This is a genomic window from Pseudomonas sp. GL_093 (assembly GCF_057837605.1).
On the sequence record NZ_CM174448.1, the window covers coordinates 4,360,498 to 4,373,061 of the forward strand.

The 12,564-nt window shown below is 56.2% G+C and carries 10 protein-coding genes and 1 pseudogene; 4 read left to right on the plus strand and 7 right to left on the minus strand.

Annotated features, from left to right (window positions below; all coding sequences use genetic code 11):
• Positions 1–37 precede the first annotated feature (37 nt).
• From AC3IUE_RS20010 to AC3IUE_RS20025, 4 genes are all read right to left on the minus strand, one after another.
• Complete coding sequence (locus tag AC3IUE_RS20010; RefSeq protein ID WP_056743512.1) at positions 38–1,600, minus strand: GumC family protein; 1,563 nt, start codon at positions 1,598–1,600, stop codon at positions 38–40.
• A gap of 20 nt (positions 1,601–1,620) precedes the next feature.
• The gene (locus tag AC3IUE_RS20015; protein ID WP_442965797.1) at positions 1,621–2,679 is read right to left on the minus strand and encodes a hypothetical protein; all 1,059 of its coding nucleotides are present in this window, start codon (positions 2,677–2,679) and stop codon (positions 1,621–1,623) included.
• A gap of 86 nt (positions 2,680–2,765) precedes the next feature.
• Positions 2,766–3,323 carry a polysaccharide biosynthesis/export family protein gene (locus AC3IUE_RS20020; protein WP_461998904.1) on the minus strand — a complete coding sequence of 186 codons (558 nt, stop codon included), beginning with the start codon at positions 3,321–3,323 and terminating at the stop codon, positions 2,766–2,768.
• A gap of 460 nt (positions 3,324–3,783) precedes the next feature.
• Positions 3,784–4,281 carry a hypothetical protein gene (locus AC3IUE_RS20025; protein WP_489263459.1) on the minus strand — a complete coding sequence of 166 codons (498 nt, stop codon included), beginning with the start codon at positions 4,279–4,281 and terminating at the stop codon, positions 3,784–3,786.
• Positions 4,282–4,539: 258 nt separating this feature from the next.
• On the opposite strand from AC3IUE_RS20025, the pseudogene AC3IUE_RS20030 reads away from it, so the two are divergent.
• Positions 4,540–4,829, plus strand: a pseudogene (locus AC3IUE_RS20030) (cytochrome C); the annotation flags it as partial.
• A gap of 3 nt (positions 4,830–4,832) precedes the next feature.
• On the opposite strand, the gene AC3IUE_RS20035 reads toward AC3IUE_RS20030, so the two are convergent.
• A complete protein-coding gene (locus tag AC3IUE_RS20035; RefSeq protein WP_489263460.1) occupies positions 4,833–5,486 on the minus strand; it encodes a peroxiredoxin in 654 nt (217 codons plus the stop codon).
• Between the two features lie 276 nt (positions 5,487–5,762).
• Between AC3IUE_RS20035 and AC3IUE_RS20040 the strand changes: the two genes are divergently transcribed.
• Positions 5,763–6,479: a glycosyltransferase family 25 protein gene (locus AC3IUE_RS20040; RefSeq protein ID WP_489263461.1), complete on the plus strand. Its 717-nt coding sequence runs from the start codon at positions 5,763–5,765 to the stop codon at positions 6,477–6,479.
• 101 nt (positions 6,480–6,580) lie between these two features.
• On the opposite strand, the gene AC3IUE_RS20045 is transcribed toward AC3IUE_RS20040, so the two are convergent.
• Entirely contained in the window at positions 6,581–6,910 is a 330-nt protein-coding gene (locus AC3IUE_RS20045; protein WP_008146735.1) for a hypothetical protein, read from the minus strand.
• A gap of 184 nt (positions 6,911–7,094) precedes the next feature.
• Between AC3IUE_RS20045 and potE the strand changes: the two genes are divergently transcribed.
• Entirely contained in the window at positions 7,095–8,498 is a 1,404-nt protein-coding gene (gene potE, locus AC3IUE_RS20050) for a putrescine-ornithine antiporter (RefSeq protein ID WP_056743519.1), read from the plus strand.
• 2 nt (positions 8,499–8,500) lie between these two features.
• Positions 8,501–10,786 carry an Orn/Lys/Arg family decarboxylase gene (locus AC3IUE_RS20055; RefSeq protein WP_489263462.1) on the plus strand — a complete coding sequence of 762 codons (2,286 nt, stop codon included), beginning with the start codon at positions 8,501–8,503 and terminating at the stop codon, positions 10,784–10,786.
• An 89-nt stretch (positions 10,787–10,875) separates the two neighbouring features.
• Here the strand turns inward: AC3IUE_RS20055 and betA are convergent, their stop codons facing one another.
• Positions 10,876–12,564, minus strand: coding sequence for a choline dehydrogenase (gene betA, locus AC3IUE_RS20060; RefSeq protein ID WP_489263463.1), 1,689 nt, complete (start codon positions 12,562–12,564; stop codon positions 10,876–10,878).

The window sequence follows — 12,564 nt, forward strand, 5'->3', positions numbered from 1 at the left end:
TCGGTATCGGGATTGAATATTTCCATGGCTATATTCCTTATGCAAACCGGCCCAGAGCTTTAAACATCAGAAGATCCAGAGGCATGTAGAGGAAGTGCAGGAGCACCAGAAAGATCGCGATTGTCGCGACTCCACAGACGATCAATAGCGTTCGCCATTTCCTGCGGCGTGCCAGTTCAGCCTTGGTGTGAATGTAGGGAATGGAAACCAATACGCGTCTACCCAGCACGCTGGCCAAGGCCTGGGCACCGCGCACACGCTGACTCATCATCTCGAGAAGCATCACCAGTGCGCCAGCACCCACCGGGGCAAGCAAGAAACCCATGGCAACCACTTTTTTACGGTTCGGCCGTACCGGCTTTTCGGGCATCAGCGGTGACTCCAGAAGAACAAAACGCTCGGCTTTGTTTTCCTGCTCCAGGCTTTCGGAAATTTTCGCACTCATTTCCTTCGTGCGAATCTCCTCATATTTTTTACGAGCATTATCATGGTCACGCATCACCGTGACCAGGCCACGCTCGACTTGCGGCGTCTCAAGAATTTCCGCCTCGTATTCGGCAATTTTTCCGAGTATTTGCTGCTTTTGATCGGCCAGTGACTTGATACGTGCTTCTGCTGCGGAGATCCGCGCCTGGGCCTTGGCCGCGTCCAGATTGACCGGGGCCGCTGCACCATCAGCACCTTTGCCAGCCTCAAGCGCAGCAATTTTGCGTTTGACGGCACGCACGTCGGGGTGGGCTTGCGTATACAGCGACAGCAACCGGGTGTACTCCGCTTTGAGGCTAGCCAGATCCTGTGGTTTATCAGCTGTCGCACCGGGTGCCCCAGGCTTGGTCGCTAGCCCGGCATTCGCGGCGGAGAGCTCCAACTCATTGAAGCGCAACTCCTCACGGGCAGTTTTGTAGTCACGGTCGACCTCTTTAAGCTCGGTTTCGGCACGCGACAACATATTCATGCGCAGCTCCTGATGCTCGGGCAGCGCGTTGCTGTGTGCCTGCTTGAAGTCCGCCAACCGGTTCTCCAGGGCTTCCAGTTCTACCCTGAGCTTGTCCGCCTCCTGCGTCAGGAACTCTGTCGTTTCACTGGCGCGTTCGGTGCGCTGCTTGATGTTTTCATCCAGAAACAGCGTCACCAGCTCCTTGGCAACTTTGTTCGCAATCTCTGGCTGCCTGTGTTCAAAGGAAAGACGGAAAGCAATCGTCACCTCTCCGCGCCCCTTGACGGCAGCACTGACCAGGGAAACCACAATCGCATTGCGCATTTCTTCGATCTTCTCGCTAACGCTCAGCTGCCGACTTTGCGAAGCAAAAAGATTGTATTTGTCGATGATCCCTTCCAGATGCTCACGGGTCATCACGCGCTGGCGAATGACTTCGATGCGCTCATCGGCAAAGGTATTGTTGTTGGCCGCCACCAGGTCTGGCGAAATCTGTTGAGACTCCACCAGAATCGTGCCGGATGACTCATAGGTCGGCGGGAGAGAGATCGCTACCGCTATGCACACGCCGAGTATGACCACGAAACTCACGATCAACAGCAGGGCGTGGTGCTTGATGATAGCTAGGTAGTCGTTGAACGACATTTCGTAATCAGAGGCCATATTTCTCACACAGCTGAATGTCAGAGACCGGGATAACTATAAGTCAGCATCAGCCCGACGACGTTTGCAGTGGCATCCGGCAAGCCATCTTGCTGGCGTTGTTTGTATGTGTAGGATAGGCGTGCAATCCAAAAAGGCGAGAGTTCTTGGCTAAACCAGGCACTGTAATTTTTCAGGGTATTAGGCCTCTGGCCTTTGGAGTCTTGCCAGGAGGCATCGAAACCGGTGCGTCGGGTCTCGTCGACGGCATAGCTCCATGTACCCCTCACGGAATCAACCTCGACGAAACCACCATCCCCGCTGGCGAGAGTGGTACGACCGACGTCAATACTGGTATCAATACGCTCACCGGTATAGTTCAAGGTAAAACCGCCCTGGCCAGTGGGACCGCTGTTCGTGCCGGAGACTTGATTGGCGCCCACGTATACCGAGCCCCTGAGCCGCTCGGAGATTTGGTAGTTCATGCCAATATCGGGGGTGTAGCTGTTTGAAGAGGCCACCGCAGATCCTTGATCGGGCTCATAACGCCTCGCTCCAAAACGCGTGAATAGCTCCACACGTTCGCTCCATGCATAGGTATAGCTCAACCGGGTCGACAGCTCGTCATAGCTGGTCAGCGAATTAATATCGTAGGTGACATGGTTGTAGTCAGTCTCGTTAGCCAAGGTGCCGCGTTCACTGAGAGCAGTGCGCCAGTTGCCGCCTAGCGAATACAGCTTTTGCGTGCCATCTGTGGTTATTACTGCGCCGGTCTCCTGAACCGCCGAGGAAAGCGTAGAGCTTTCTTCATATCTCGCCGTGAGTCCAAAAGCACCCGTTTCGGTCTCGCGCTGCCACCCTAACTTCAATCTGGGATCTTCACGGTCCGAAACGACGGACGTATCCGACGAACGCACGATATTTAATCCGAGACCGAACTGGAACTCATCCCGTCCGGAAGTACCCACGAGGCTGTAATCGGGGGCGATGATGGTACGGGTCACCCCCTTCTCATCACTCGTGAGCAGCAGTGGGTTGCTGTCGTACTCGACTGTCGAAGGCACTGCTATTGCTGATTGCCAAGTGGCAGCATAGGCCATGTCCGAACACGACAAAGCCAGGATTGCCGTCGCAACCCCGGTAGTTCGAAATCCAAGCAAAGTAATCCCTAGTGCCTCGCGCAAGGCTAAGGCACGACCAGCGTATCGCCGGCTTTAAGTAGAAAATTGGTGGTCATGTCTTTCCCTGACATCAACTCGCTGTAGTCGACGCGCAGGATCTCTTGTTTAGCCCCATTGGACCGCACGACCTTAATGTCGTCTTTATCGGCGAATTTGTCGAGCCCACCCGCCATGCTTATTACCTGCAGCACTGACGTTTGACCTGACATATGCACAGTGCCGGGTTTCAGCACTTTGCCCTGAACGTAGACGAGATTACCTTCGGTGCCGGTGACGACAACGCTCACCTGCGGATCAGGTATGAAAGCCTCAAGCTTGGCAGCGATTTGCTTCGCGACAGCGGTGGCATCAAGCCCCGCAACATTGACCTGCCCTGCCAGCGGGAAGGTAATGCTGCCATCGGGGAGTACGCGTACATCCTGTTTGAGCTTATCTTCGCCCCACACGGAAACAGAAAGGTTATCTCCCGGACTCAGCCGGTAAGTCGGGTCGTTTTCGACGGCACTGGAAATGCTGGGCCAAACGGCCAGCGCGCAGAGCACAGGTATCATTGAACGGAACATCGGGATCCCTCCGTCTTAGTAGCCATGCAAGGAGTCTAGAGCAAAAAAACCAAGTCAAATCACTCTAGCCTATTTCACGCCAAAGAAATGCCTAAACAGCATTCCCCTTGAGCGTCTGGGCGGTCAATTCCGCCAATGAAACACACTCGAAACCGGAACGTTAGTGCAAAACCACAGAATGGCGTTATTTAACAATGACTTGGAGCAAGCAAGCTGCCCCCGATGTATTACGCGCCAATATTAACTACACCATGCCCGCTTGAGCTGGCTCAACTGCGACATTGTCAAACCGACGATGGCTACGTTTGCCAGCGCAACTAACTGATATCAACAATTACAAACCAACATCATTGCAAGACCGATATTATCCGCAAAAACAATATATAAAGTCGTGTGTCTAGCCAGCCACCAGAGTGACTGTCTAACAGACCTTATTGCCGAAAATACTAACTACCACCACCTATATCTTCCGTCGGTTGGCGACCACAATAAAACCAAACAACGCGGAAGAAAATAACCATGCTGCCGCAGAAAGCGGTACTGCATTGGGTTGGTTGATATCAGATACCCCCACCAGACTTTTATCCTGGAGAGATGAATCAATCTTGAATTGCTTATTGTCAACCGCCGCCATTAATCTGTCACGCGAAGAAGAATTGACGGTTACATCCACGCCGGAGTCAGCATGATGAATGACACTATTAACTTTCGCAGAATGGGCATCATCGACGTAAACATCAGTGATCAATGAAGGCAAGCCAAGACCCTTTCCAAAAGTAAGCAGTGCGCCACCCGCGTGCTCTTTGAGAGCAGTACAAAGTTGAGGCCCTAACTCCTCGCATGCGCTGCTTATGCGACTAATTTCATAGGCCAAACTGGTCGCTTGAGCACTAGCAACGGCTGCACCATTCAGGATCACAGACAACAACACAAATTTAAAGACAAGTGTTGAGCGCATAACACCGCCTCCTTGCGTAGGGGGTTATTCTTTTGTCGGTTGAAGGAATCTTTATCGGCTAGATTGAGCCTATAAGCACATCGCCATTACGTCAATAGCTCGTCACCATAATAAATCGAAATTTAATTTTAGGGCGGGTGGCGTCAAAATAACGCCACAACAAGCACATCAGTCCAATGAATTCTATCCATGTGAAATAGCATTACGCATGGGCGCTAGCCCGCATCAGGACGTTGGCACGCGACCCGGAGCAGCGCCTTGCGCCGGGCAACGAAGCAGCTTGGCAATGGCATGGGCTCGACCGCCGACGACGCCTGTAAAGGCGGGTTTGTCGGCAACTTTCTGAAAGTACCCGGCGGCCGAGAGTTTTTGACGCATGAAGACGGCATGGCGGGTAAAGGCTCCCCGTGCATTCTCAGCCCTGGAACACTGTAGAAGTCTCGGCGCTGCGCCAGGGAAGCATGCTCAACCTCCCTGGCACCCGCGCCGAGCAGATCAATGCAACGCGCGTAAAAGGCATCGCGATTGAAGACAGGATGAATGACTGACCATTACTTCGGTTGCGCCACCGTACGCAAATAAGGTTTCACCGTCTTGAAGCCTTGGGGGTACTTCTTCCTTGCGTCGTCGTCGGATACCGACGTAGGAATGATCACGTCCTCACCCGGACGCCAGTTCACCGGCGTGGCAACCGTGTGCTTGGCGTTTAACTGAATAGCATCGAGCAGCCGTAGCACTTCATCGAAGTTGCGCCCGGCACTCATCGGGTAGACCAGCATCGCCTTGATCTTTTTATCCGGGCCGACAATGAACACTGAACGCACCGTGGCGTTGTCCACGGCAGTACGAGCGCCGCCACTGGCGTTCGGGTGAATCATGTCGTAGAGCTTGGCCACCACCAGATTCTCGTCGCCGATCATGGGGTAGTTGACCGCATGGCCTTGGGTTTCTTCGATGTCTTTGGCCCAGGTCTGATGGTTACCGACCGGGTCGACGCTGAGGCCGACAATCTTGGTGTTGCGTTTGTCGAACTCCGGCTTGAGCCCGGCCATATAACCGAGTTCAGTGGTGCAGACCGGGGTGAAGTCCTTCGGATGTGAGAACAGGATGGCCCACTTGTCGCCAATCCATTCGTGGAAATGGAGCGTGCCTTCGGTGGTTTCGGCGGTGAAATCCGGTGCTTCGTCGCCAATTCGAATGGTCATGTGCGTTCTCCTCGCTGTGAAGGGTAGGGAAACTCTCGGAACGATCCAGTATAGGAGACCTTGAAGACTTCGCGTTGCACCCGCCGAAGCGCTGGCGTGCCCGGATCTATAGAAGCTTTCCGCCCGGTGCCCATTCACTGCGCACCTATCCGGCGGGTCTTATCGGACGGGTGCCGCATGCCGATTTACGAGACTAAAACTTCATCCGGAAATGCTGCCTATACTGCAATCCGGCCAATCCAACTGCCCTGATTGTCTGCGCTAAGGACCTGACAGATGAATGTGATCGAATACTTTGATCGAGTAAGAATCATCAATATCTCGTCAAGAAAGGATCGCCGTTTAGAAACAGTAGAAGAATTCACTCGCAACGGCTTTCACATTGATGATGAAAAAATAGGCTTTTTTGAGGCTGTTACGCCCAGTGAGGGAAATGGCTTCCCGAGCGTCGGGGTCAGAGGCTGCTTTTTGAGTCATCTGGGGGTGCTGGAAGAGGCAATGCGCCTGAATTTGAAAAATATCTTGATCATGGAGGACGACATACAGTTTTCCAGACATATTTCTCAATATGGGAGAGAGGCGATCGAGTCTCTGGAAGGTATGGAGTGGGACATCGTCTATTTTGGGCATCCGTTTGAAGAAAATTCAAACTTGCCCGCTTGGAAAGCAGTCGACCGGCCAATACATTTGGCCCATTTTTATGCAGTAAACGGGAAATGCTTTGGGAAATTGAGGGATTTTTTATTCCAGATTCTGGAGCGGCCACCGGGACATCCTGACGGAGGTCCGATGCATTATGACGCTGCTCTCAATACGCTTATTCATAAGAATAAAGAGATTCTGGCTTACTATTTCACCTGGAATTGTGGCTATCAAAGGCCCTCGCGGACGGACCTGCATGAGCTTTCCATCTTTGACAGGGTGCCTCTCCTGCGGCCGGTAATGGGTATGCTCAGGAGGTTAAAGGCAAAAAACCTGAGAAGAACTCGATAGTTGTCTCTCTTTAGGAATGGTCTGAAGCATCCAATGCCTGACGTAACCAGCCCGGCACGGCGCAGGAGCCGTGTCCGGGTGATTGCGGCGGACCACCCTCCTCATTTGCGCGCCAACTTGTACCGGACGCACTCCTCATAAAAGCTCTCGCGCAGGGCTGCGGGCTTCATCCGCGAATGACTGTCATAGGTCTGCTCGGTAATGCCCATCGCCATCATGTGCATCCACGGCTTGCTGAACTTGTAGGTATGTAACTTTTGCCGCGCTGCATACAGTGAAACCCCGGACAGCTTGAGTTCCTGGGCTCTCGCCGCAGTACCTGCGCCCCAGCTGCAAATGTAACGATCATTCGATGCCAGCTCTTTGGCCTGGACAGAGGCGGCAACGCTCGCCAGGCCTAACGAAATCAGCGCAACCATCACATTCCGCATTTGTATTCGATCCTAACTATCTGAAAATAAATTGATTTTGATCAAAACTTTCAGACTTCGGGGCCAGCAAAATGCCTTAAGTGCGCTATAGCTTGTTTTCTCAGTGTCTTACGGACATTTCTTGCGGCATTTCAATCCTTTGCTATAGCTAACACTCTCTCCCGCCAACGAATGAGGCAACGGAATGTCAGTCGCAAAGAAAATGACAGTGGGGCAACTGACGATGTTGACAGCCGTCAACATGTTGGGCTCCGGCATTGTGCTGCTCCCCACAAAACTTGCCGAAGTCGGCGGTATTTCCATCCTTTCCTGGCTGATCACGGCCACCGGTTCCCTGGCACTGGCCTATGCCTTTGCGCGCTGCGGGATGCTCAGCCGAAAGACCGGGGGCATGGGCGGCTATGCCGAATACACCTTCGGCAAGGCGGGCAACTACATCACGAACTACACCTATGGCCTCTCGCTGTTGATTGCCAACGTGGCGATCAGTATTACGGCGGTCGGCTATATCCAGGAGCTGTTCCACATCAAGCTTGATTCACTGCAAGTGGGTCTGGCGACCATCGCTCTGTTGTGGATCACCACGTTCGCCAACTTCGGCGGCGCGCGGATTACCGGCCGGATCGGTGCGATTACGGTCTGGGGGGTGATTGCGCCGGTGGTGCTGGTATCCACCGTTGGCTGGTACTGGTTCGACAGCAGTGTCTACGCCGCAGGCTGGAACCCGCACAACATGGGCTGGTTCGAAGCTGCAGGTGCATCGGTGGCGATCACCTTATGGGCGTTCCTCGGCCTGGAGTCGGCGTGCGCCAACACCGATGCCGTGGAAAATCCAGAGAGGAACGTACCGATTGCGGTACTCGGCGGCACCCTCGGCGCGGCGGTGATCTACATCGTCTCCACCAACGTCATCGCCGGTATCGTCGACAACCCGGAACTGGCCTCCTCAACCGCACCGTTCGGGCTGGTCTTTGCCAAGATGTTCACCCCAATGGTCGGCGACATTGTGATGGCCGCGATGGTTCTCGCCTGCATCGGTTCGCTGCTGGGTTGGCAATTCACCATCGCACAGGTCTACAAAAGCTCCGCGGACACCGGTTATTTCCTGTCGATCTTTGCCAAGTCCAACAAGGCCGGAACACCGATTGTCGGCATGCTGGTGCTGCTGGCAGTGCAGACGGCGCTGGCTTTTCTCACCATCAGCCCTGACCTGAGCAAGCAGTTCGACACACTCGTCAACCTCGCGGTGGTCACCAACCTCGTGCCCTACATCCTCTCCATGGCCGCGTTGATGACCATTCAAAAGGTCTCCAACGTTCCGGCTGGCACGGCGCTGGTGAGCAACATCGTTGCGTGGGTGGCAGCGGCTTACAGCTACCTGGCACTCTACAGTTCGGGCGCACAGGCACTGATGCTCGGCGGCGTGGCAACAATCTTTGGTTACACGCTGTTTGGCTTCGTCAACAACCGCCTGATCCGTCTCGAAGCGCTCAATAACAGCGTACCGACACAGACCGTCAGCGCTCAGCACATCACGGGTGAGCCGGTGCCGGTCAATAACTTGCAAGCAGTAAGAGTGGAGGCTTAATCATGACGGAATATAGACAGACGCTCGGGATGCTCACGCTGTTGGTCAGCAGCCCGCCGGACAAACGCACCGTCTTTGGTCGCGCCCTGCATCAGTTGATCAACGATGTGGAAGAACGCGCCGTCCGGGTGCTGGCCTCGGAAACCCTGAGCGACGCCACGTCGATCCTGCGTTCGGACCCGGCCATTCAATGCGTGCTGCTCAGCTGGGAAATGGACAAAAGCGAAGACCACGAGGAATGCATCCAACTGCTGGTCAGCCTGCGTGAGCGCAACACCCGGGTGCCGGTGTTTTTGATCAGCGACCGCAGCACCGCGTCGAGCATTCCGCTGGTGGTCATGCAGCACGCCGACGACTTTATCTGGCTGCCCGAGGACACCAGCCGTTTCCTCAGCGGGCGCATCCTGGCGGCCATCGAGCGATATCGCCAAGCCGCACTGCCCCCCATGTTCGGGGCGCTGGTGAAGTTTTCCAGAACCTATGAATACTCGTGGCACACCCCTGGACATGCCGGCGGCACAGCGTTTTTGAAGAGCACCGCGGGCCGCGCCTTCTACGAGTTTTTTGGCGAGAACCTGCTGCGTTCCGACCTGTCGATTTCGGTCGGTGAACTCGGTTCGCTGCTCGATCACAGCGGCCCCATCGGCCAGGGCGAGCGTTACGCCGCCAAAGTGTTCGGGGCCCACCGCACCTACTACGTCACCAACGGCTCGTCGATGTCCAACCGCGTCATACTCATGGCCAGCGTCACGCGCAATCAGATCGCCCTGTGCGACCGCAACTGCCACAAGTCCGCCGAGCATGCGATGACCCTGTCCGGGGCCATTCCGACCTATCTGGTGCCGACCCGCAACCGCTACGGCATCATCGGCCCGATCCTGCCGCAAACCCTGAGCAGCGACGGCGTGAAAGCCGCTATCGCCAGCAACCCGCTGGTCAAGCAAGGCATCGACCCGACACCTGTCCACGCGATCATCACCAACTCCACCTACGACGGCCTGACCTACAACGTCACCCGCGTCGAAGAGTTGCTGGGGCAAAGCGTCGATCGTCTGCATTTCGATGAAGCCTGGTACGGTTATGCGCGTTTCAACCCGCTGTACCGCGAGCGCCACGCCATGCACGGCAGCCCGGACGATCACGACGACTCGAAGCCGACCGTGTTCGCCACCCAGTCGACCCACAAGTTGCTGGCCGCCCTGTCCCAGGCCTCGATGATTCACGTGCGTAACGGCCGCAACCCGATCGAACACGGGCGCTTCAACGAGTCGTACATGATGCACGCCTCGACTTCGCCGAACTACGCAATCATGGCCTCCTGCGACGTCAGCTCGGCGATGATGGAAGCGCCCAGCGGGCAAATCCTCACCACCGAATCGATTGAAGAAGCCATCAGTTTCCGCCAGGTCGTCTCGCGCATGCACAACGAGATGTTGAGCAAGGATGACTGGTTCTTTACCTGCTGGCAGCCGCCGACCGTGCAGGTTGGCGCGGCCACCGTGCCGTTCCATGAAGTCGACCCGGTGCTGTTGAAAACCGAGCCGAACTGCTGGGTACTGCATCCCAACGCGGTATGGCACGGTTTCGGTGACATCGAAGAAGGCTACTGCATGCTCGACCCGATCAAGGTCTCGGTGCTCAGCCCCGGCATGGGCGACGACGGCAACCTGCTCGACTCGGGCATCCCGGCCTGTGTGCTCACGGCGTACTTGGGACGTCAGGGCATCGTGGTCGAGAAAACCACCGACTTCACCATCCTGTTCCTGTTCTCCATCGGCATCACCAAAGGCAAATGGGGCACCTTGCTCAATGCCCTGCTCGACTTCAAACGCGACTATGACGACAACGTCGAACTGGAACTGTGCCTGCCGGATCTGCTGGCCGCCAACCAGACTCGTTACGCTGGCATGGGCCTCAAGGACCTGGCCAACGAAATCTTCGCTGCCATGAAGCAACACAAAACCACCGCCAACATGGCCCAGGCGTTCGGCACACTGCCGCAAGCCGAATTCAGCCCGGTGGAGGCCTACGAAAAACTGGTCAGAAACGACATCGAACGGGTGACACTCGAAGAAGCCGCCGGACGCATCGCCGCCACCGGGATCGTGCCGTATCCACCGGGCATTCCACTGCTGATGCCGGGTGAAAACGCCGGGCCTGCGGACGGGCCTTTGCTGGCGTATCTCAAGGCGCTGGAAGCCTTCGACAAATCCTTCCCGGGTTTCACCCATGACACCCATGGGATCGAAAGCGAGGGCGGGGTTTATCGCCTGCTGGTGTTGAAATGAGCTAGCGCCTGTACGGGCTGCGAAGTAAAAAAACGGGCGCCCTGAAGGCGCCCGTTTTACATGTTTCCTAAGCGATTAACCCGTCGGGTTCAAACCCTCACATTGCGCCCCGGCAACGATGATCGCTGGCTGGTTTCCCAATCCTGGACCAGACCGACGGGCGCATCAGACGCGGGCAGCATGGTGCGCCCACGAACCAGATCGGAAGCCCGCTCGGCCAGCATGATGGTCGGTGCATTGAGGTTGCCGTTTGGCTCGGTCGGGAACACCGATGAGTCGATCACCCGCAAACCCGCGATGCCCCGCACACGCAGCTCGGAGTCAACCACTGCCATCTCGTCCTCGCCCATGCGGCATGAGCCGCAAGGATGGTAGGTGCTTTCGAGGTTTGCACGCACGAAGGCGTCGATTTCTTCGTCGGTGTTCACCTGTGGCCCGGGCGCAATCTCGCCGTCGCGGAAGCGGTCCATCGCCGGCTGGCCGATGATCTCGCGAGTCAGGCGGATGCAGCGGCGGAAACCTTCGCGGTCTTCTTCGCGTTGCAGGTAGTTGAATTGAATCTCTGGATGCTCGTAAGGGTCAGCGGAACGCACCCGAACGTAGCCGCGACTTTTCGGTTTGTTCGGCCCGGTGAGCACCATGAAGCCGTGGCCCTTGATCGGTTTGTTGCCGTCATAACGCATGGCCGCGGGCAGAAAGTGGAACTGAATGTCCGGCCAGCGCAGGCCCTTGTCCGAGCGGATGAAGCCACCGGCCTCGAAATGGTTGGTGGCGCCGAGTCCGTCCTTGAACAACAGCCAGCGCAGGCCAATCATCAACTTGCTCAAAGGATCCATTTTGCTGTTCAGCGTCACCGGCTCCTTGCAGCCGAACTGGATGTAAACCTCGGCGTGATCCTGCAGGTTCTCCCCTACTCCCGGCAGGTCATGACGCACGCCGATCCCGGCTTTGCGCAGGACCGCGGCCGGGCCGATACCGGAGCGTTGCAACAGGTGCGGCGAACCGATGGGCCCCGAGGAAATCAGCACCTCACGGTTGCAATAAACCTGATGGGTCTGCCCTTCGTGGTCGTACATAACGCCGACGGCTCGCTTGCCTTCAAGGATGATCTGACGGGTCATTGCATGGGTGATCACGGTCAGGTTCGGACGTCCCATGGCCGGGCGCAGGTAAGCGTTGGCTGTGGAGCAGCGCACGCCGTTTTTCACCGTCATGTGCATCGCGCCGAAACCTTCCTGCATGTAGCCGTTGCAGTCCTCGGTCTTGATGTAGCCTGCTTCTGCGCCGGCTTCGACCCAGGCCCCGTACAACGGGTTTTTCATGTGATTGCCGTTGGTGGTGTGCAAGGGGCCGGTGCTGCCGCGATAGCCGTCACCGCCCTCTTCGTAGTGCTCGGCCCGTTTGAAGTAAGGCAGGCAATTGCGATAGCCCCACCCCTCTGCACCGAGGGACTCCCATTCGTCAAAGTCATAGGCGTGGCCACGGATGTACACCAGGCCATTGATCGACGATGAGCCACCCAACACCTTGCCCCTTGGGCAGTGAATGCGACGTCCGTTGAGGAACGGCTCCGGCTCGGTTTCGTAGCGCCAGTTGTACTTCTTGGTGTTCATCGGGATCGAGAACGCACTTGGCATCTGGATCACCACACTGCGATCGCTGCCGCCGAATTCCAGCACCAGGACCGAGGTGGCCGGGTCTTCGCTCAAGCGGTTGGCCAACACACAACCTGCCGAGCCGGCGCCGATGATGATGTAGTCGTATTTTTGCGTAGCCAT